Origin of the sequence: Microcoleus sp. Pol12B3 (assembly GCF_036701355.1) — a bacterium.
Taxonomy (GTDB): Bacteria; Cyanobacteriota; Cyanobacteriia; order Cyanobacteriales; family Microcoleaceae; genus Microcoleus.
On sequence record NZ_JAUBQS010000068.1, the window covers coordinates 1 to 20311 of the forward strand.

Annotated in this window: 17 protein-coding genes and 1 riboswitch; of the genes, 8 read left to right on the plus strand and 9 right to left on the minus strand. The window is 48.0% G+C overall.

What is annotated here, in order from left to right; all coding sequences use genetic code 11:
* Nucleotides 1–50 precede the first annotated feature (50 nt).
* The 7 genes from QUA53_RS24520 to QUA53_RS24550 all read right to left on the minus strand — a co-directional run bounded on the left by QUA53_RS24520 (nt 51) and on the right by QUA53_RS24550 (nt 9511).
* On the minus strand, nt 51–236 hold the full coding sequence (locus QUA53_RS24520) for an NAD(P)-binding protein (protein WP_333100282.1): 186 nt from the start codon (nt 234–236) through the stop codon (nt 51–53).
* A gap of 621 nt (nt 237–857) precedes the next feature.
* The gene (gene uca / locus QUA53_RS24525; RefSeq protein ID WP_333100283.1) at nt 858–4475 is read right to left on the minus strand and encodes an urea carboxylase; all 3618 of its coding nucleotides are present in this window, start codon (nt 4473–4475) and stop codon (nt 858–860) included.
* 284 nt (nt 4476–4759) lie between these two features.
* Nucleotides 4760–5401, minus strand: coding sequence for an urea amidolyase associated protein UAAP2 (locus tag QUA53_RS24530; protein ID WP_333100284.1), 642 nt, complete (start codon nt 5399–5401; stop codon nt 4760–4762).
* 77 nt (nt 5402–5478) lie between these two features.
* Nucleotides 5479–6210: an urea amidolyase associated protein UAAP1 gene (locus QUA53_RS24535; RefSeq protein WP_333100286.1), complete on the minus strand. Its 732-nt coding sequence runs from the start codon at nt 6208–6210 to the stop codon at nt 5479–5481.
* Between the two features lie 443 nt (nt 6211–6653).
* Nucleotides 6654–7430 (minus strand): ABC transporter ATP-binding protein, encoded by a 777-nt coding sequence (locus QUA53_RS24540; RefSeq protein WP_006630934.1) that lies wholly within the window; start codon nt 7428–7430, stop codon nt 6654–6656.
* 59 nt (nt 7431–7489) lie between these two features.
* Nucleotides 7490–8341: an ABC transporter permease gene (locus QUA53_RS24545; protein ID WP_333100287.1), complete on the minus strand. Its 852-nt coding sequence runs from the start codon at nt 8339–8341 to the stop codon at nt 7490–7492.
* 102 nt (nt 8342–8443) lie between these two features.
* A complete protein-coding gene (locus tag QUA53_RS24550) occupies nt 8444–9511 on the minus strand; it encodes an ABC transporter substrate-binding protein (RefSeq protein WP_333100288.1) in 1068 nt (355 codons plus the stop codon).
* A 144-nt stretch (nt 9512–9655) separates the two neighbouring features.
* Nucleotides 9656–9807: riboswitch (guanidine-I (ykkC/yxkD leader) on the minus strand.
* A 668-nt stretch (nt 9808–10475) separates the two neighbouring features.
* On the opposite strand from QUA53_RS24550, the gene atzF reads away from it, so the two are divergent.
* From atzF to QUA53_RS24580, 6 genes are all read left to right on the plus strand, one after another.
* Nucleotides 10476–12290 (plus strand): allophanate hydrolase, encoded by a 1815-nt coding sequence (gene atzF, locus QUA53_RS24555; protein ID WP_333100289.1) that lies wholly within the window; start codon nt 10476–10478, stop codon nt 12288–12290.
* Between the two features lie 40 nt (nt 12291–12330).
* A complete protein-coding gene (locus QUA53_RS24560; RefSeq protein ID WP_333100290.1) occupies nt 12331–13077 on the plus strand; it encodes a calcium-binding protein in 747 nt (248 codons plus the stop codon).
* A 254-nt stretch (nt 13078–13331) separates the two neighbouring features.
* Complete coding sequence (truB, locus tag QUA53_RS24565; protein ID WP_333100291.1) at nt 13332–14273, plus strand: tRNA pseudouridine(55) synthase TruB; 942 nt, start codon at nt 13332–13334, stop codon at nt 14271–14273.
* A gap of 149 nt (nt 14274–14422) precedes the next feature.
* The gene (gene yidD, locus QUA53_RS24570; RefSeq protein WP_333100292.1) at nt 14423–14653 is read left to right on the plus strand and encodes a membrane protein insertion efficiency factor YidD; all 231 of its coding nucleotides are present in this window, start codon (nt 14423–14425) and stop codon (nt 14651–14653) included.
* A 216-nt stretch (nt 14654–14869) separates the two neighbouring features.
* Nucleotides 14870–16084: a response regulator gene (locus tag QUA53_RS24575; protein ID WP_333100295.1), complete on the plus strand. Its 1215-nt coding sequence runs from the start codon at nt 14870–14872 to the stop codon at nt 16082–16084.
* A 105-nt stretch (nt 16085–16189) separates the two neighbouring features.
* Nucleotides 16190–17188, plus strand: a complete 999-nt coding sequence (locus tag QUA53_RS24580) for a glycosyltransferase (RefSeq protein ID WP_333100296.1) — start codon at nt 16190–16192, stop codon at nt 17186–17188.
* Between the two features lie 412 nt (nt 17189–17600).
* Here the strand turns inward: QUA53_RS24580 and QUA53_RS24585 are convergent, their stop codons facing one another.
* Together QUA53_RS24585 and QUA53_RS24590 are read right to left on the minus strand one after the other, a co-directional pair.
* On the minus strand, nt 17601–17930 hold the full coding sequence (locus tag QUA53_RS24585; RefSeq protein WP_333070615.1) for an iron-sulfur cluster assembly accessory protein: 330 nt from the start codon (nt 17928–17930) through the stop codon (nt 17601–17603).
* 139 nt (nt 17931–18069) lie between these two features.
* Nucleotides 18070–18489, minus strand: coding sequence for a cupin domain-containing protein (locus QUA53_RS24590; protein WP_333075032.1), 420 nt, complete (start codon nt 18487–18489; stop codon nt 18070–18072).
* Between the two features lie 558 nt (nt 18490–19047).
* Between QUA53_RS24590 and QUA53_RS24595 the strand changes: the two genes are divergently transcribed.
* Both QUA53_RS24595 and QUA53_RS24600 read left to right on the plus strand, forming a co-directional pair.
* Nucleotides 19048–19863: a transposase gene (locus tag QUA53_RS24595; RefSeq protein ID WP_333100297.1), complete on the plus strand. Its 816-nt coding sequence runs from the start codon at nt 19048–19050 to the stop codon at nt 19861–19863.
* A 66-nt stretch (nt 19864–19929) separates the two neighbouring features.
* Nucleotides 19930–20250 carry a transposase gene (locus QUA53_RS24600; protein ID WP_333222319.1) on the plus strand — a complete coding sequence of 107 codons (321 nt, stop codon included), beginning with the start codon at nt 19930–19932 and terminating at the stop codon, nt 20248–20250.
* Nucleotides 20251–20311: the final 61 nt, after the last annotated feature.

The window sequence follows — 20311 nt, forward strand, 5'->3', positions numbered from 1 at the left end:
AACTCAATCCATATTGGATTACCTTATTAGAGCCTGAATTCCCCCCATCTCTAGGTTTCTTCAGAACGAAACGCACCATTGCGTTGGATGAATATCCCTCCGGGCCCTGAGAGCATAACATCCAAACCGCGCTTCTCGTATAGTTCAACTGCAATGCCCACATCGAGACAGGCACGGGCTAAGGTCAGACCGCCAATTCCACCGCCGATGATAATTACCTTTGATACTGAAGCCATATTATTGGGTGAGCTATACAACATGAAAAAAATTAGGAAATTGGCTGGTGATGTGGCTGAACCTCTCCAAAAATTTCTAAATCTACCTGGAGATTAACTTTATGTTCATCAATCTCGCTCATCTGCGCCTTTGTTAACTTGATTGTGCAGAGGCAACAAATATCAACACTATAAATCCTAAATTAACGATTCGCTTTGGCCAAAGAGTTTTACAGGCGATCGCGTGATGCAATGGTCTAGGGGGCAATGAAGCCCCACTCTTGCCCACCACCGACAACAGCAAATCCTTCGGAGAAGAAATTCACATCCGGGTATTGGGGTCGGACAGCCCACCGACCTCGGCGGTCATTCGATTTTAGATTTTAGATTTTAGATTTTGGATTGACCCCACGGATAAATTCGGGGGCTTGAGGATTTTAGATTTTAGATTTTGGATTGACCCCACGGATAAATCACGTGGCGGGTACCATCAAGAAATTCTTGGTCAATAAATCCCCAATTGGTCGAGAATCCTTGAGGATCAAAACTAACGTATAACGTATGCAGAGGCTAACCCAGAGAGTAGTTACAGATTTGGTTGCTGCCTAGCTTCCCCCTGTCCCCGAACTGACAACAGAGGGATTAATTCGGTTGAACAGCCGCTAGAATTTGTCCGGCTGTCACCGTTTGCCCCTTTTCACAAAACAATTCTGCAACAGTGCCCGCAACATCAGCAGTAATAGCAATTTCCATTTTCATCGCTTCCAAAATTAACAGACGATCGCCCTCTGCAACCGCATCTCCAACATTAACCAGTACCTGCCAAACATTGGCCGAAACGTGAGCGACAACTGCCTCACAACCGATCGGCAAAGTAACCTCCGCCGCTGTTTCAGAACCCACATCCGCCGAGGATTCTGTGCTAGATTCAGCTTCAAATTCCCCGGAGGCTGCCCAGCGATCGCGCTCTGCATTAAATGCGGCCTGCTGCTGCGCTTTAAATTCAGCCGCACTGTTAGCAATAGAATGCAAAAAGTCATTGTATTCTCTCAAATTAAAAGTGATTTCCTCAACCTTTAATTTAAACTTCCCTTCGATAAATTCTTCCCGACAGCGGTGCAATTCCTCATGAGAAACCGGATAAAATCGGATTTGGTCAAAAAAGCGCAAAAGCCAAGGTTTACCAGACTGGAAATCCGCCGTTTGTTTGAACCGATTCCACATTTGCACCGTGCGGCCGACAAATTGATAACCTCCGGGTCCTTCCATCCCGTAAACGCACAAATACGCGCCGCCAATGCCCACTGCATTTTCAGGAGTCCAAGTGCGGGCGGGATTGTATTTAGTAGTAACCAAACGGTGCCGCGGATCGAGGGGAGTTGCCACGGGCGCGCCTAAATAAACGTCTCCCAAACCCATCACTAAATAGCTAGCATTAAATACAATTTCTCTGACTTGTTCGATGCTGTCAAGCCCGTTTATGCGGCGAATAAACTCAATATTGCTGGGACACCAAGGTGCATCCGATCGCACAGACTGCATATATTTTTCAATGGCCAACAGCGTCGATTCATCTTCCCAAGATAAAGGCAAGTGCACAATTCGCGCCGGCACTTCCAAATCCTCGATCGCCGTAAGTTCCGCCTCAGCCGCAATCAGTGCCTGCATTAGCTGCTGTTGCGAAATCTGGCGGCCCTCAAAGTGAATTTGGAGCGATCGCATTCCCGGCACTAATTCAATCACACCCGGCAACGGATTTGCTTTCAACTGTTCCATCAATGCGTGCGCCCGAAAACGCAAATTTAAATCCAGCACCAATGGCCCGTATTCAACTAGAATATATTTATCCCCAGCTTGACGGTAAGTAACAGCAACCTGTCCCGGAGATTCGGGAATTTCGTGCAAAATTGGAGAGGCGGGAACTGCGGGCAATTCCTCCGCATTTTCCCCAAAAACAGGCAAACTAAAAGTAGCAATTTGCCTATTTTGTGCTAATTCCCGCTGCAAAGCTTCCGCAAAACTCAAACAGTGAAAGCGAATGCTGTCCCCCGGTTTCAGTTGCCCGATTTTCCACAATTCCGACTGCACAATAGTAGCAGGACAGACAAAACCTCCCAAACTCGGGCCGTCAAGACCGAGAATTACAGGCATATCGCCCGTAAAATCGATCGTACCGATCGCGTAAGCATTATCGTGAATGTTAGACGGGTGCAAACCCGCTTCTCCTCCGTCTTGACGCGCCCAGGTGGGCTTCGGGCCGATCAGCCGAATGCCCGTCCGCGTCGAGTTGTAATGCACCTGCCATTCTGTGGAGAAAAACATTTCGATGTCTGACTCAGTAAAGAAATCCGGCGCGCCGTGAGGCCCGTACAAAACGCCGATTTCCCAATTATTGCTGTAGGTGGGAATTAGTTCCGGAGGCAAAGATATTTCCGCTTCCAGAGTTGCAGTTTGAAGCAGTTTAAGCACATCTCCCGGACGCAGCGTGCGGCCCGCGTGTCCGCCAAATTTGCCCAGTACAAAAGTTGATTTGCTGCCCAAATAATCGGGGACATTAAAGCCGTGCTTTACCGCTAAATAAGTGCGGTAGCCGTCGCCTTGAATAGCTTTTAACTTGAGAATGCTGCCAGCTTTTACGGGAATAGCTGTCCAAAACGGCACCGATTCGCCGTTTAGCGTTCCCTTCATAGTTGCACCAGTCAAACTAATAACTGTATCGGCATTAAAGCGCAGAGTTGGGCCTGTCGCTGTGAATTCCAATCCTGCTGTCGATTCGGGATTTCCTACTAAACGATTTGCCGATCGAAATGCCAGATGATCCATCGGCCCAGAAGGCGGCACGCCAACATCCCAATAGCCGATCCGCCCCGGATAATCCTGAATGCTGCTGTAGGTTCCCCCATCCAATACATCGATCGTTAAAGGTGCGTATTCAAAAGAGTTTAAAAAGCGCGTGCTCAGTTCGCCCCGGCTGAATCGGGAATCGTCCAAAATCTGGCGGAGGTAATCTAAATTAGTTTCAATTCCCGCTATTTCACTGGCATCTAAAGCAGCTTTGAGTTGAGCTATCGCCTGGGTTCGATTATCCCCGCAAACGATTACTTTGGCTAGCAGCGGATCGTAAAAAGGAGTAATCTCTGTGCCTGTTTCTATCCAACTGTCGCAGCGGACGTTTTCGGGAAACGCCACTTGATTCAGCAACCCGGAACTAGGCTGAAAATTCTTGCCGGCATCTTCCGCATAAATTCGCACCTCAATTGAGTGTCCCTGCGGTCGATAGCGGTACTCTTCCAGGGGGAACAAATCTCCAGAAGCCTGTTTTATCATCCACTCAACGAGGTCGATGTTGTTGACAGCTTCAGTAACGCCGTGCTCAACTTGCAAGCGCGTGTTGACTTCCAAAAAATAAAACTGTTTCGCCTCGACATCAAAGACAAATTCAACAGTACCGGCTGACTGGTAATTGACCGCTTTTCCCAACCGCACTGCTGCACTGTACAACTGATTTCGCTGTTCGTCGCTAATAGCAGGGGCGGGGGTTTCTTCAATTACTTTTTGATTGCGCCGCTGCACCGAACAATCTCGCTCGCCCAAGGCTATGACATTTCCTTTGCCATCTCCAAAGATTTGGACTTCTATGTGCCTAGCTGTTTGAATGTATTTCTCTAAAAAAACACCGCTTTGTTTAAAATTGCTTTGACTCAAACGCTGTACTTTTTCAAATGCTTCTGCCAAATCTCGATCGCCAAAACAAGCCTGCAAACCAATGCCGCCGCCGCCTGCGGTACTTTTGAGCATCACCGGATAGCCGATCGCCCCAGCCGCTTTTTCCGCATCCTCCAAACTTGCTAAAAGTTCGCTTCCGGGAGTTAGCGGCACTTGATTTGCAGCGGCTATTTCCCGCGCGGTGTGCTTCAATCCAAAGCAGCGCAACTGACTCGGAGTCGGGCCGATAAATGCAATATTTTCGCTTGCACAAGCTTCGGCAAATTCAGCATTTTCGCTCAAAAAGCCGTAACCTGGATGGATAGCTTGAGCTTTAGTTTGGCGCGCAACTTCGAGAATGCGATCGAACCGCAAATAACTCTCGGCTGCGGCGGCTGCACCGATACAAACGGCTTCGCTGGCGGCGAAAACGTGCTTGGCGCGGGCGTCGGCTTCAGAATATACTGCTACCGAAGCAATTCCGAGGCGATCGAGCGTGCGGATAATTCGGCAGGCAATTTCACCGCGATTTGCAATTAGAACTTTCTTAAACATTTGGGTAATTGTATAAATCTTTGATTGATAAGTCAACCGCAGATGTAAGGGAGATGAACGCAGATAAACGCAGATAATTTCCAGATAGGAAAGCTTGGGAATGCTATAGCAATCGTAAATGAGTTGTAAATTTTTGACCCCACCCCTGCCCTCCCCTTAGTAAGGGGAGGGAGCAAGAAATTCACAAATGATTTAGGATGGCTATATGCAAGTCTTTTGGGGCAATTGGGAAGGACGGTAACAATAGTGCTAGCGTCCCCCTCTCTGCGGGCATACTAATTAGATTACACGGAATCCCAAACAATCAACTGAATCGGGGTAGGATTGTAAGCATTGCAAGGATTGTTCATTTGCGGGCAGTTTGAAATAGCAACTAGCGCGTTCATTTCGGCTCGCAAATCAACTGTACTTCCCGGATCGGAGATGCCGTCAACAATTTCTAGGGTGCCGTCTTCGCTAACGGGAACATTCATAAAGAAGTTGATGTTGCTGACTAAATCTCGTTTGCCCAAACCGTAGGGAAGAATTGCGGCGAGGAAATTTTCAACGCAGGCGTGCTGGTATTTTTTATCTAGTCCAAACCGCACTGAGTTGCTTTCGCAGCTACAGGCGCCGCCGGAGGTATCGTGCCGCCCGCAGGAGTCAGCAATTATGGTCATCATGGCTCGCCCTTCGTTGGAAATGAGTTGGCTGTTTGTAGTGACAAAGATGTTGCCTTGATTGACGATCGTATCGGGGGCGCTGTAGCGTTCGGAAGGGTCATCGGCATTGTAAACTAAAAAATCTACTGCTTGATTTCCGCCTAAATCTACAATGCGGAGAATCTGTCCTTTTTTGATGACGCGAGACCAGGGATGTCTGGCGGGTAAGACTTCGTTGTAAATTGCTGTTTCTGGATCGAGAGTTTGTTGGGTGGTTGCAGTCATGGTTCACTTTTTGTGATGGAATTGCAGATTTTTTTACCGCCGATTGGTGCGGACAAAGTTGAGTTGTGGAATCGGGTTTATTGTAGGAACAAAGCATCGGTGTTGATGAACCCGCGCACGGCTTCTGGGTTGGCGGTGCGGCACAAGTCGTCTGGTGCGGGTGCGGGGGTTTTCACAATCTGAATTTGGATGGGTTTGGGATCGTAAGTTGAACCCGGATGCAGGATGTGGGGGCAGTTAGAGATAATTGTCAATACGTTCATTTCGGCTCGCAAATCGATAAAACTTCCCGGTTTTTCGCAGCCTTCGCGAAACTCCATCGTGCCGTCTGGTTTGACGGCAATGCGAGTAAATAAGTTGAGGTTTGGCATGATATCTTTTTTGCCCAATCCCCACCGACTTAGGGCTTTGAGAAAGTTGTCGCGGGAGTTTTTCCAGTCTCCTTCGCCGTATTTTTTGGCATTGCTAATGGCGTTGCTGCATCCTCCTAGCAAATCGTGACAGCCGGAGGTGTCTTGGGTGATGGAAAATAGGATGCGTCCCATGTCTGTGTAGATCGCCATGCCTTGTTTGAGAAAGGCGTTGAATTGAATTTTGGCGGTGTCTGCTGCGTTGAAACGTTCGATCGCATTGTCGGCGTTGTAGCACAGCATGGAAACGCCGCGAGAGCCTTCTAAATCGGTGATTCGCAGGGTGTTTCCCCGCTTGATGACTCCCGACCAGTACGAGCCGCCCGGTACGGTTTCTTCGATTAATACGAGGCCAGAATCAATTTGTGAGTTTGTGTCGATCGATGATAGTTGCACCATAAGTTCCTCTTGATGTATTTGGGTAGGTCAGCGAAATAAAACAATAGTATTTTGTAGCGGCAAAACCCGCCCTCTCCCAAAGTAATATTTATTTCCACTGATATCTTGGATCATTCTCAAGAACGGGCTCTTCGGCCCGTTCCACAAAACTCAATTTTATTGTGGAACGGGCCGAAGAACCCGTTCCTGAATAGGTAATTGACAATGGTGCAAGATGTTAAGTTTCCACTTACTTAGGTTGGCAGTTAAAGTCTTGGCGCGGGTGCAAAAAGTGCAAATACAAACCTATTTCTATTTAAGCAGCCATTGCAACTGCTTTCTGTCCGTTTACATCTTGCACTATTCTCAAGAACGGGCTCTTCGGCCCGTTCCACAAAAAGTGAGTTTTCTTGTGGGGTGGGCATCCTGCCCGCCCAAAAGTGCAAATACAAACCTGTTTCTATTTAAGCAGCCATTGCAACTGCTTCCTGTCCGTGTTTCCGCATCAAATCCATGAGTTCGTCGCGGTAATCGTGGAATTTGGCGTGGCGTTTAATGCTGGGAGTGCGATCGGGCAAATTAATCGACATTTCCTTTCTCACTGTACCGGGACGAGCGCCCAAAGCATAAATCCGATTGGAAAGAAACACCGCTTCTTCGACATCGTGGGTAATCATAAAGATTGTAATCTGAGTGCGGCGCCACAAATCGAGCATGAATTCGTGCATCGATTCTTTAGTGTGGATATCCAAGGCGCCGAAAGGTTCGTCCATTAATAACACTTTAGGTTCAGAAGCGAGGGCGCGGGCGATCGCCACCCGCTGTTTCATCCCGCCCGACAATTCCTTCGGTAGCGACGAAGCAAACTGCGTCAATCCTACCACACTCAAATAATAGCTGGCTTGTTCGCGCCGCTTTTTCTTGGAAACGCCTTGAAGTTTGAGGCCAAACTCGGCATTTTCCTGCACGTTCATCCAAGGATAAAGAGTGTAATGCTGAAATACCATACCTCGATCCGGCCCAGGCGAAACAACTTCTTTGCCATCAATTTTCACTTCCCCTGTTGTCGGCTTGTCCAATCCCGCAATCTGCCTCAACAGAGTAGATTTGCCCGAACCGGATGCGCCTACCGCGCAGATAAATTCGCCTTGCTTGATGCTCATATTGATGTCCTTGAGGACAACTAATTTACCGTTTTTCGTTTCAAAGTTTTTGTGGAGGTTGTTGATTTGTAGAAACATGAGTTTATCCTCTGTATTGTAAGTAAAAAAATGACACCATTCTGCCTCTTAACATCTGCTTACTGTTTCTGACTTGACCATTTACAAGAAACCCGCAGCAGATATTGAAAAAGCAAGTCAAAAGTCAGTCCGATCGCCCCAATGACAATCAGCCCCACAAAAATTTCATCGGTTCGGAGAAATCGACCTGCGACGCTGATCCGGCGGCCTAAGCCTTCGGTTGCCGCAATCAATTCCGAGACGATTACCAATTGCCAAGCCGCAGCTAGGTTGATGCGGCTAGCATCAAGAATTCCCGGCAAAACGTGGGGAAAAATAACTTGAGTTAGGATTTCCCAGCGATTCCCGCCCAACATATAAGTAGATTCGATCAAGTCTTTTGGAACAAACTTAACTGTATCCATCACCATCAGCGAATTGAAGAAAAAGACGCCGATAAATATCAGCATTATTTTTGGTTCTTCGCCGATTCCCAAGTAGAGAATTAACAAGGGAATGAATGCTGGTGCGGGCATATATCGCATCAAGCCGAACATGGGTTCAAGCAAGGCACGAATACTGGAAAAACTGCCCATCAGCACGCCAATTGGTATGGAAAAAACTAAGGCGAATAGAAAGCCCACTCCCACCCGCCACAAACTCGCTACCGTGTCTTTCAAAAGTTCGCGAGTGTTCCACAGCCTGCCAAATGCCTCTAAAACTTTGCCAGGGGAAGGCAAAAATTTGGGGTCTACGTTGGCGAAAGTTGTTACTAGCCACCACAGCAGCAGCGGTAGTGCGATCGATGTTACCGTTAACCCAATATTGAGGGGCTGTGGTATCTCTTCCGCAATCCGCCAGAAAACGGTGGGATTTAGGCTTTTTTGCTTGAGGTGGGATTGGATTGATCGGGGATCGGGATTTGGTGGCATGATTTAATTGCGGAATGATTGAGCGAGTAATTTTAGTAGCTTTTTGGTATAAATAATAATGTGGAAACTTTTTTGTGTCTGCAAAATCGTAAGTTTTGCCTCCTAGCTTTTACCTTCGGCATAAGCTTTGATAAAGCGATCGTCAAATAATGTGCTGATATCTGGTTGGGTTTTTGCTAAATTTACATCTACGAGAAATTTGGTCATTTCTGCCGCCGCAAACTGCAATGATGTCATGTCATTTCCCGGTTGAAAGGCTTTCAAGTTTTCCTCGATCGTAAATATCTTAGTGCCGTTTTCATATTCTTTGTATTCCTCAACGCTGACTCCGGCGCGGTTGGCGAGAATCTCGTAAGATTTCTCTCTATTGGATTTCATGTATTCCAATGTTGCAAACCATGAATTGACCAGGGATTGCACTCGATCGGGGTGTTGGCTGATAAATTTGCGGGTGAATACCAAATGGTCGGAAATTGCCCCCGGAAAATCTTTTGAACTAAACAGTTCCTTGCTGTTCGATCGTTTTAATGCCTGCGTAGTAAATGGCGCAAATACTGCCACCGCATCGACTTGTCCTCCGACGAAAGCCGCCGCAGCTTTGCCAGTTTCCAGCGGTACAAATTGAATATCTTGCACTGATAAACCTGCTTTTCTCAGCCCTAACAGCAATAAAAAGTGATCGACTGTACCTTCTTCTGCTGCAACTTTTTTACCTTTTAAATCTGCCACCGAATTGATGCCTTCGGCGACAATCACTTTGTCATTGCCCGTCGAGTTGTCGTTGACTAAAACAATTACTTGATCGGCGCCGCCTGATATAGAGTTTACGGTATCGCCGAGGGTTTGGCTGTTAGCATCTATCTGCCCTGCTGTGAGGGTGCTGATGGATTCTAAGTAGCCGTCAAACCATTTTAAGTCTACAGGAACATTGTTTGCTTCAAATATCTTTTGTTCTTTGGCAATTTGCCACGGAAACCAGCCGGGCCACGCGCTGAATCCGAGGCGAACTGCGTTAGCACTTACTGAAGAAGCTGCTTCGGTTTCTGTGGTGGTTTTGATATAAATTGCCGGATTGACGCAGCCGACAGCGAAAAACAAGGTGATGAAAAATAGGGCGCAGTAGGATAAGGGCGATCGCGTTATTTTGGGGGAGCAATATCGGATATTCATAGCATATTCTGGTTGCTGGTTAGATGTGAATATGTCGATCGAGCTTTTGCACCTTCTTCGGCTTCCTTAGCTTCCGCCAACCCCCCTGATATATAAGGATAAAGCCCGAGAGCTAACGAACCGAGTCTTGATGACCGATCGCGTTTCTCCCGGGCTTTTATCCCGCCGTGTAACTGGCTAGTGTTTCCCTAACATCAAAATATTGGGGCAACCAGTCTGCTTCTCTCGGACCAGCACTTGAACTTTCTAAGCTTACTTAGAAACTAATTCAAATCGGAACCCTAGAAGCGGTTAAATTTTTAGTTTTTTGTCTGTATAAGTCCTGTTTGCAACCCAAGGAGTTATTCAAGACTGTCCGTAACAGCAATGCACTTAGCTTTTTGAAAGGTAAGCATACTGTAGTTTGCAATCTTACTAGATTGCTACGTTTCAAACGGTAACAGCAAACTTGATGCGAAAATGTGTAAGATGTTACAAAAAACAGTTTTTCTGGAATTTGTAAAATTAAAGTTTTTGGAAAATTAAACGGGGCGATGATATGGGGAGATTGGAAATCGCGAAGTTTACCTGCACAAAAAAACGAAACCCGCAAGGTCAGGGTTGAATATTTCTCAAGAAATACTTCGCTCGCCCTAGACGGGATGCGAGTACGATCGACAATGCGGTAAACTAACCTTCTATTTGTAAGAAAGATCGCCTTGCACAGCCTGTGAAATCATTGCTCCAATCGAAAATCTAAAATCTAAAATCGAAAGATCGCCAAACACAGCCTGTGAAGTCATTTCTTCAATAATCGAAAATCTAAAATCTAAAATCTAAAATCGAAGGATCGCCAAGCAAAGCCTGTGAAGTCATTTCGTCAATCGAAAATCGAAAATCGAAAGATCGCCCAGCAAAGCCTGTAAACTCAATTGTTCAATCGAAAATCTAAAATTTAAAATCTAAAATCGACTGACGGTGCATTATGGAAAAATTTAACTACAGCAACAGTCTCGACATTCATTCGCTGCTCGATCGCTACCGCACAGGCTCGATCGCGCCTGCAGATGCGATCGCGAGCGTGTACGATCGGATCGAACGCTATGCAGACCCGGCAGTATGGATTTATTTAGCACCGCAGGCGGAAACCCTCGAACGCGCCAAAGCTTTGGAAAACCTAGACCCGCAGCAATTGCCACTCTACGGGATACCTTTTGCGATCAAAGATAATCTCGATTGGGCGGGCGTTCCCACTACGGCGGGATGTCCGCAGTTTGCTCGCACTCCAGCGCGATCGTCCGCAGTCGTAGAGCGCCTGTGCGCGGCAGGTGCGATCGCGATCGGCAAAACAAACATGGATCAGTTTGCCACAGGATTAGTGGGAACCCGCACGCCCTATGGAGTTTGCCGCAATCCGTTCGATCGGCGCTACATCCCGGGCGGATCGAGTTCCGGTTCCGCCGCAGCAGTCTCGGCCGGATTGGTGAGTTTTGCTCTGGGTACCGATACCGCAGGATCCGGGCGGGTTCCCGCTGCTTTTACCAACATTGTCGGGCTGAAGCCAAGTTGCGGCTCGATCGGCACTCGCGGCCTGTTACCGGCGGTGCGATCGCTCGATTGCGTTTCTGTGTTCGCTCTCACCTGTGCCGATGCGGCCTCCGTGCTGCAAGTAGCCAGCGGTTTTGACGCTGAGGATGCGTTTTCTCGTCGCCCTGAAACGAAAGTTTTGCCGGATTTATCCAGCTTGCGGGTGGGAGTTCCCGGAGACGGCGAACTCGAATTTTTCGGGAATGCAGAAGCCGAACAGCGCTACCGAGAGGCGATCGCGCGCTTGCAATCTTTGGGCTGCACGATCGCAACTATTGACTTCAAACCCTTTGCGGATGCTGCCGCACTGCTCTACGGCGGGCCTTGGGTAGCAGAAAGGTTGGCCGCGATCGGCGATTTCCTCGACGCGCACCCAGAGGATATCGATCCGATCGTCTACGAAATTATCAGCGGCGGCAAACGCTACGATGCCGTCGCGGCTTACCGCGCGTCGTACCGGTTAGCCGAACTCCGCCAGCAGGCAGAAATTCAGTGGCAGTCAATGGATGTGTTGGCGGTTCCCACGACAGGCACGATTTATACTGTCGCAGAAGTTGCAGCCGAGCCGATCGCGCTCAACACCAATCTCGGGCGCTACACGAACTTTGCAAATTTGCTCGATTTGTGCGCGATCGCAGTTCCCAGCGGGTTTCAAAGCAGCGGATTGCCCGCAGGATTGACACTGATGGCTCCTGCGTGGCACGATTTATCGCTCTGCCGCCTGGGAGCTGCTTTCCACGATCGCTTGGGGGGAACTTTGGGCGCCACCGGCCTGCCGCTGCCAACCCTCCCGGAACCCGCCATCGCAGCCCAACCTGACTCAGAAGAACGAGTCAAAATAGCCGTAGTTGGCGCTCATTTGAGCGGTGAGCCGCTGAATTATCAACTAATAGAGGGGGGAGGCATTTTAGTTCGCGCCTGCCGTACCAGCCCGATTTACAAGCTGTACGCTTTGACGGGTAATGCTCTGGGCAAGCCGGGATTGGTGCGTCAGGTAGAGGGCGGTAGCGCGATCGAGGTGGAAGTTTGGGAGTTGTCGATCGCGGCTTTCGGCGGATTTGTCGCTAAAATTCCCCCGCCTTTGGGAATTGGTACGCTGGTGTTGGAGGACGGCTCGACGGTGCAGGGCTTTTTGTGCGAATCTTATGCTGTGGCGGATGCGATCGATATTTCTGAGCTGGGCGGTTGGCGAGCTTATAACTTCCGGTTTTAGGCTAAGTTAGAATGGCAAATTTCTACGCATCTTCAGAATCATGCCATCATCAGTGCCAATTCGACCAATTCCCGTCACAACCCCAACCCCCACCGGCGGCGGTACCAGTCCCGGAGGGGCAACTGGCGGCACTCGCGGCACCAGCGGCCCCGACTCCCTCAGAGGTACTGCGGGCGCTAACTTGATATTTGGTTTGGGTGGCCCTGACAGCATTTTGGGCTTAGGCGCAGACGATTCCCTCTACGGCGGCGACGGCGATGACTCACTGCTGGGCGACGTTGGCAATGATTTGCTGTTCGGCGGTGCCGGCCGCGACAGCGTTTTGGGAGGCGCCGGCGGCGATACTTTCTACGGCGGCAAAGGTTCTGACTCAATGCTGGGCGACGAGGGTAATGATTTGCTGTTTGGCAACCAAGACACCGATACTTTGTTGGGAGGCGCGGGCGATGACTCGCTGTTTGGGGGTGCCGGCGATGACTCGCTGTTTGGTGGCATCGGCAATGACTGTTTATCGGGCGATCGCGGCCTAGATACTTTAACTGGCGGCGCCGGAAACGATACTTTTGCGATCGGGCGTTTGGCAGACGGGGATGTGATTACAGATTTTACTGATGGTATCGATCAAATTCGCTTGGCTGCCGGCCTTACTTTTGCCGAACTCACCATTTCGGCTGGGACCGGAACTTCGCCGAGTACAATTATTCAGCTTACAAACACCAAGGAAACTCTGGCTACTTTATTCGGAGTTGCCCGCGCTTCAATCACTCAGGCAGACTTTATTCTTTAATTGGGAATTGGGAATGGGGAATTGGGAATGGGGAATTGATAATTGGGAATTGGATACTTTGTAGTTTTAAGTTTTCAATGTTGAACTTTTTAACTCAAAACCGCTTTTGCATTGCGAGTAACGTTAGCTTTCGCGATGCGAAGGAAATCCATCTCCAAACTTTTCATCTTCCTTTTTCCTGCTTACTTCTTCCTTCTTCCTGACATCCGTTATATCCGTTACATCCCGTACATTGCTCGTTGCCGAACTTCCTAATGACTACTGACGGTTTTCTCAATCTCAACAAACCTGCGGGCATGACATCTCACGACTGCGTGGCGCGAGTGCGCCGGCTATTGAAACTCAAGCGAGTCGGACACGGAGGAACCCTCGATCCTGCTGTGACTGGCGTTTTGCCGATCGCCCTGGGCAAAGCAACCAGACTGCTGCAATATCTCCAACACAATAAGGCTTACCGAGGCACGATTCGGTTTGGCTTAACTACCGCTACTGACGATTTAGAAGGAGAAATTATCCATTCTCGATCGGTGCCAGAGTTGAGTTTGGAAAAAGTGCAAGCTGCACTGCCAAAATTTATAGGAAAAATCGAGCAATTTCCACCTAGTTTTAGTGCTGTTCAGGTGGGAGGAAAACGCCTTTATGAGTTAGCTAGAAAAGGCGAAACTGTGGAAGTTGCTGCTAGAAATGTTGAGGTTTTCCGGCTGGAAATATTGGATTGGCGGCCGGGGGATTTTCCTGAATTGGATTTGTCGATCGCCTGCGGGGCGGGTACTTACATTCGGGCGATCGCGCGGGATTTGGGTGCGGTGTTGAATACAGGCGGCACTTTGGCTTGTTTGACTCGCACCGAAAGTAGCGGTTTTTCGATCGAGGAAAGCCTCAGTTTTGAACAATTGGAACTGCTATTGCAGGAAAATAAATTCTCTCCGATTTTGCCATCGGCGGTTTTGGGGCATTTAGGGGCGATCGTCCTTTCCCCTGAATATACCAAACGCTGGTTTCAAGGACAGCGCCTGCCGATTCCCGAAACGCCGATCGGGGGAGAGGAGGACAGTAAGAACAATCCCGCCGACAACCCAATACCCCAACCTCCCTATCCCTTGCAGGTGTACGATCGAGACGGTAATTTTTTAGGTATCGGTCAAGTAGCGAACTCAGAGACAAGTACCATATTATCTCCTCAAATTGTGCTTTAAGTATCTAAAATAAAAATGAAAATAGGTATAATTGATACAGGAAAAATTGGCATAACTCTAACCGCTGGGAATGCTCTCGATGCACCTAGCTTACAGCGGTACGGGACGAGATTAGCCTATTAATCTAATCAATCGCTGAGGTAAAAATTGTGAAAATATTGCTGATCGGATTAATCCGAGGCTACAAAATGGGGATTTCTCCTTACCTGCCTAACGCCTGTAGATTTCAGCCAACTTGTTCGCAATACGCGATCGAAGCAATAGAAAGATTTGGGCCCGCCCGCGGCGGTTCGATGGCAGTTAAGCGGATTTTGCGCTGTCATCCTTTTCATCCAGGGGGTTACGATCCAGTACCTCCCCAAGATAGCGAGGGCAATTAGTTATTAGTTAGAAGCTGGATTTTAGTGATTAGTTAATAGTGCAAATAGGCGTAGCATCCTACTGGCTAAAACTACCGAGGGGAATCACTCCCTGATGGGGTTAAATTCGCATAATTAGTGGTTTTTATTAACCCAAATTCAGTAATATCACTGTTATCTTTCAAAACTCAGCAGCTATATAATGGTACAAACAGAGTACAGGGGATGCGAGTTGATATGTCTGCTACCGCAATCGGATACAAAATGTTGTCCCATACTCTGGCTGTACTCAGCCAGAAACAAGCAACGGGGAAACTGCTGTTAGAGCAAGGGGAACAACAGTGGCAGCTTTACTTTTTTCAGGGTAGTTTGGTTTATGCCACGGGAGGATCGCACAGATCGAGGCGCTGGTACAGGGCGATCGGGCAACACTGTAGAAACTTTCATGTGGACCTCAGAGACCTCGATGCTGGAGAACTGTGGGAATATCAACTGCTTCAGCGAGGGATAGCAGCCAGCGAAATGAGTCTGGAACAAGCTAGGGCGATCGTCCAGACCAGCCTTTCGGAAGTGTTATTTGCTCTGATCGGTCAATCGGGTTTGCGCCGGGAGTGGCGTCCGTCCCAGAAATATTTTTCTACAATTACCTCTTCTTTGCTGCTGTCTTTAACAGAAGTAGAGAAAGTTCTGTGTTGTACAGAAGAAATTTGGCAGAAGTGGAAAGCAATGGGTTTGTGGCTGGTAGATCCAGAACAAGCACCGCTTTTAAAACCGTCGGCTCAGTTGCAGCAAAATCGATTTAGTTCTAATTCTTTGATCGCTTTGGGTAACGTATTCAACGGCGAGAATACTCTTTGGGATATAGCATTTAAGAAAAAGCAGTGCGTGACAGTGGCAACTCGCGCTTTAGTTAATTACATCAAGCAGGGTTTAGTAAATTTCCGAACAGTACCAGACTTGCCGTCGCCTATAGAACAGTGGCGCCTGGCCGCAGCTATTGCAGGGCCGGGTCGCCCTTTGATTGCCTGTATTGATGACAGTCCGACAGTATGCGAATTTTTAGAGCAAATTTTGTTGCCGGAGGGATATCGAGTCCTAAAAATTCAAGACCCCATGCAGGGAGTGGGCATCCTCGCCAAACAAAAGCCTGCTTTAATTTTTATGGACGTGGTGATGCCGAAGACAAGCGGCTTTGCTTTGTGCAATTTTTTGCGGAAGACACCGGCTTTTCGGGAAACTCCGATCGTGTTTTTGACCGGTCAAGACGGTATAATTGACCGCACGCGAGCGAAATTGACAGGTGCTTCGGATTTTTTGAGCAAGCCAGCCAATCCCGAACAGGTTTTGCAAATAGCTGACAAGTATTTGAAGGTAAAAGGCGATCGCTACCCTTTGGCAATTCGCCCCCATGATTTACTGAACTCGCACCAACTTTCCTTGGCAAATTCTTGACCCCAAATTAATGAACACAAGAAGCCCTTACTGGGTGCGTCAGTTCCTGACGCACCCTAAGCTCATTGTAAAATAGAGACGCAATCGAATTTAAGATAATTAATTATGAGTAATGTTACGATCGATCGCACCCCGCAGGTGAGCGTAGTCATTCCGGCTTACAACTGCGCTGCTTACGTCGGCCAAGCCGTAGATAGCGTTCTGCACCAAACCTATACTAACTGGGAAATTATTGTCGTAGACGACGGCTCCAGAGACGATACCAAATTCGTTTTAGATAAATATGGCGAACGAATTCGCTACATTTACCAACAAAACCAAGGAGTTTCGATTGCCAGAAATCACGGCATAAAGCTATCGCGAGGAGAATTCATCGCCTTTCTTGATGCTGACGACTACTTTTTTTCCGACAAATTAGCAGCACAAATGGCTGTATTTGCAGCGAAACCAAATCTAGGAATAGTCCACAGCGGCTGGCGTCTAGTTAATAGTATAGGCGAACCCCTAAAAGATGTCAAACCCTGGCAAAATGTCCCTAAATTAGACTTAGAAATGTGGCTGCGGTGGAAACCAGTATTACCCAGCGCGATGGTATTCCGCCGTCAGTGGTTAGAGCGCGCCGGCGGATTTGATCCTCGATTTCCCCCGGCGGAAGATACAGATTTAGTGCTGCGTTTAGCCTTAATGGGATGCGAAGCAGAGTGGTTGCAGCAAGTAACTGTTTGCTACCGCCAGCACGAACAAAGCGCCATGTACAAAGGTTTACCTCAGGCTAGATCCCTCGCTGCAGTGATGGACAATTTTTTTGCCCGCCCCGAATTACCGGATAAAATACGATTGTTGGAAAAGCAAATTAAGTACAGTACCTTAGTTTGGATTGCTTGGTATTTGTACCGCACCGGTCATTCTGTTGAGATGGTAGAGTTTTTGCAGCGTTCTTGGAATTATACGCCTTATTTGCCGGTGGAAACAGTAATTAATTGGGCGGAAGCTTTCGCCGAGTTTTCGCAGGATGCGGGAAATGAATTCGATGCAGATTTATTAGCTCAATCTTCCGAGTGGCAGCAGTTAATGCAGTGGACTATTCTCGGTACACCAGTTTGATGGTGTTGATAGTCGATCGAGCTTGTATGTCATTTCTGGTTGATTCGTGATAGTATAATTTGCGCGATCGTCAAGGCGGGTTTTACCAACAATCTATAGCGCTTTTCAGGGAGGAAGCGATCTCTCTTTTGTCACTCTGGGCAGATAATTTTCTGCACCAGTGGATTTGTAGCGCTTTGGCCGGGGAACACGCAAATTCTCGATCGCGGCTAAAATCCAGGCAGCGCAAGGCAAAAGTTTTTCACTCTCCCCGAAGTGACAAAAGAGGGATTACGGAGTCAGTATCGGGAGTTCTGAGTTAGATATTGCCGTCAATTCCTAATGCTGAACTGGCGTCGATATCGGTAGTCTTGACCGGCTTCTTTGAAGGTTTTTTGGACTTTATCTAAGTCTTTGAGTGTCATCCTAGGGATTATTCCTTGGCAGAAAAGGAGTTGCCGCAGCTACAGCTTTGGGCGGCATTGGGATTGTGAAATCGGAAACCTCCGCCCATCAAGTCTTCTGAATAATCCAAGGTGAGCTCATTGAGATATTTTAAGTGCTGGGGGTCGATCGCAACGGAAATTCCCTCGGACTCGCATACAGCGTCTTCTGGGGCTGGCGCATCGTCAAATGCCATTGTATAAGACAAACCGGAGCAGCCGCTCGATTCCACGCCCAGACGAAATAAAGCATTGGGGTTCGGATGCTTCGACTTGAGGCGCGTTACTTCTGTTGCTGCTGTTTTGCTCAGATGAATCATTATGAGTAATTGCTAATTAGTAATTGGGAAGTAATGTTGAGTTTTGAAAATGTAGAATGTGCCTAGGCGTCTACCTTACCCGGAGAATGTAAAGTGCGCCCGGCCGCGCACCTTACCCCTATATTTTTAGCAACGTGAGTTACTTAGCCTTTTCATTACGAGCATAATCGTCTTGAAAGCGGATAATATCATCTTCTCCGAGATATTCGCCATTCTGCACCTCAATTAAAACCAGGGGGATAACTCCCGGATTTTCCAGGCGGTGAGAAGTGCACTGAGGAACGTAGGTAGACTGATTTGTAAACAGAACTTGTTCAGTTTCGCCACAAGTAACTTTTGCAGTACCTGAAACCACAATCCAGTGTTCGCTGCGGTGGTGGTGCATTTGCAGGCTGAGGCGGTGTCCAGACTTAACTTCGATCCGCTTAATTTTATATCCTGGGCCTTCTTCTAGAGTCGTAAATGAGCCCCAAGGCCGCAATTCTGTAGCGGCTATTGCGTTGGGTGCTGCAGGTGCGTGCAGGGTAGATACTTGAGAAATTTCTTGAATCTGAACCATGATTTTCACTCCTTGAGGATTGCTTGCTGAATCCTTTGGTAAACGACGTTGTTTTTTGAGATTAACTAATCTATAGTTAAAATCGAAGCCCACCTGCGGGGACTGGTTAGCCGACTGTAGAGTTTTGCAAGAGTTGTGCTCAGCCCGATCGACTTGCCTTAACAACCATAGCAAAACCAACATAGGTGTTGTCACCTGTTATTAGATCGATCGCCCCAATCTACATCAAATCTTCATAGAAACGGCGCTGGTTCTGGAATATTGATTAAAGGTGAATCCTAATCCAGCTCTTGAGACCGCTGCAGCAAAACTTCTAGCATCTGGTTAGAGTCCTTCTGGGATGAAACCTGGTTGAATAGTTAGACTTGAATAAGTTTGGATAATTTCTGTGAAGCAGTGATAAATGAACCGAACGTCGTAGAGTTTTTTCAACTAGAACAGCATTCCTCCCGCACTCTACCTGAAAGGTCAGTGTCGGGAGGAATGCGCGCAGATTGAGGGGTTCGATACCCCGAAAGCTGCCAATACGCTACAATAACAACAGCAAAACTTCACATATTGAAAATTTTCCAAGTTCTTACAGTCTCTTGCAAATTGGAAGTATCGCAGCAGCAGGTTGAAAAGCTGAATGCGGTACTGACTGCCCTTGCAAAATGCTGTGAGTACGTGAACACCCATACCCCCGACAAGCTGACGAATCAGATTGCTGTTCAGTCCTTGATTTACAAGGAAGCGCGCTCGCATTCTGGGCTGTCTGCTCAAATGACGATTCACGCAATTCGTAAAGTTTGCGCTAGTCGCAAAACGGCAAAGCAAAAGGTTAAGCCCGTTAAGAAGTTTGCCCCCACTTCTGCCACTTACGACGCGAGAACTTTCACCTTCCGCGAATCGGATTGGTTGGTCAGCTTGACCATGGTCAAGGGCAGAGAAAAGTTTAAGCTGCACATTGGTAATTACCAAAAACACTTGCTGCAAGGACAAGACCCCAAAACGGCAACTTTGGTAAAGCGCAACGATGGCAGCTTTTATCTGAACATTCAGCTTGAGTCTGAGCCACCAGAGAAACAAAAGACTGATGATGTCTTGGGTGTTGATTTGGGACGCACAGACATTGCTTGTACATCTGCTGGAGAGAAATTCAGTGGCAAACAGGTAACACAAGCCAGAGACAGATATAACCGTGTAGGGGCTTCGTTACAGCGTAAAGCGTCCAAAGGCACAAGGTCTACTCCTAGAAGGGCGAGACAGATTTTGCAACGGTTGAGTGGACGAGAACGGAGATTCCAGACATGGCTGAACCATACCATCAGCTATCGACTGATCCAGCAAGCCAAGACATCAAATCAGGCTATTACCCTGGAAGACTTGACCTGAATTAGAGAGCGTACCAATGAACAGCCACGGTCTAAAACAGAACGGAGACGCAGCAATAGTTGGGCGTTGTACCAGTTGCGCCAATTCCTGACCTATAAAGGCGTGAAATTTGGCGTTGATGTAAGACTGGTTGATCCGCGCTATACCTCGAAAACTTGTCACTGTTGCAAGGTGATTGGCAATCGCCAAGGTAAGCGGTTTGAGTGCCTGAATGAGCGATGCGGATGGATTGGCGATGCCGATGTGAATGGAGCAAAAAATATTGCTACTTTGGGGCTGATCGTAAACCTGCCCGGAGGTTCCGAGATCATGTCCTGCTCTTTGCAGGAAGTTGTCTTGAGGGCTACTGAAAGCCCGCACTCTATGCAAAGCATGAGTGTCGGGTAGTTTACTTCTGCAACCAGGGTGGGAGAAAGCGGCCGAAAGCTATCTAACCAGGCTTTGAGTC

Excerpts from the sequence above, each read along its gene's own strand:
- QUA53_RS24550 (WP_333100288.1), bottom strand. The coding sequence starts at position 9,511 with ATGAATATCCGATATTGCTCCCCCAAAATAACGCGATCGCCCTTATCC.
- QUA53_RS24540 (WP_006630934.1), bottom strand. The coding sequence starts at position 7,430 with ATGTTTCTACAAATCAACAACCTCCACAAAAACTTTGAAACGAAAAAC.
- QUA53_RS24580 (WP_333100296.1), top strand. The coding sequence starts at position 16,190 with ATGAGTAATGTTACGATCGATCGCACCCCGCAGGTGAGCGTAGTCATT.
- QUA53_RS24530 (WP_333100284.1), bottom strand. The coding sequence starts at position 5,401 with ATGACTGCAACCACCCAACAAACTCTCGATCCAGAAACAGCAATTTAC.
- truB (WP_333100291.1), top strand. The coding sequence starts at position 13,332 with ATGACTACTGACGGTTTTCTCAATCTCAACAAACCTGCGGGCATGACA.
- QUA53_RS24520 (WP_333100282.1), bottom strand. The coding sequence starts at position 236 with ATGGCTTCAGTATCAAAGGTAATTATCATCGGCGGTGGAATTGGCGGT.
- QUA53_RS24560 (WP_333100290.1), top strand. The coding sequence starts at position 12,331 with ATGCCATCATCAGTGCCAATTCGACCAATTCCCGTCACAACCCCAACC.
- uca (WP_333100283.1), bottom strand. The coding sequence starts at position 4,475 with ATGTTTAAGAAAGTTCTAATTGCAAATCGCGGTGAAATTGCCTGCCGA.
- QUA53_RS24535 (WP_333100286.1), bottom strand. The coding sequence starts at position 6,210 with ATGGTGCAACTATCATCGATCGACACAAACTCACAAATTGATTCTGGC.
- atzF (WP_333100289.1), top strand. The coding sequence starts at position 10,476 with ATGGAAAAATTTAACTACAGCAACAGTCTCGACATTCATTCGCTGCTC.
- QUA53_RS24575 (WP_333100295.1), top strand. The coding sequence starts at position 14,870 with ATGTCTGCTACCGCAATCGGATACAAAATGTTGTCCCATACTCTGGCT.
- QUA53_RS24545 (WP_333100287.1), bottom strand. The coding sequence starts at position 8,341 with ATGCCACCAAATCCCGATCCCCGATCAATCCAATCCCACCTCAAGCAA.
- QUA53_RS24585 (WP_333070615.1), bottom strand. The coding sequence starts at position 17,930 with ATGATTCATCTGAGCAAAACAGCAGCAACAGAAGTAACGCGCCTCAAG.
- QUA53_RS24590 (WP_333075032.1), bottom strand. The coding sequence starts at position 18,489 with ATGGTTCAGATTCAAGAAATTTCTCAAGTATCTACCCTGCACGCACCT.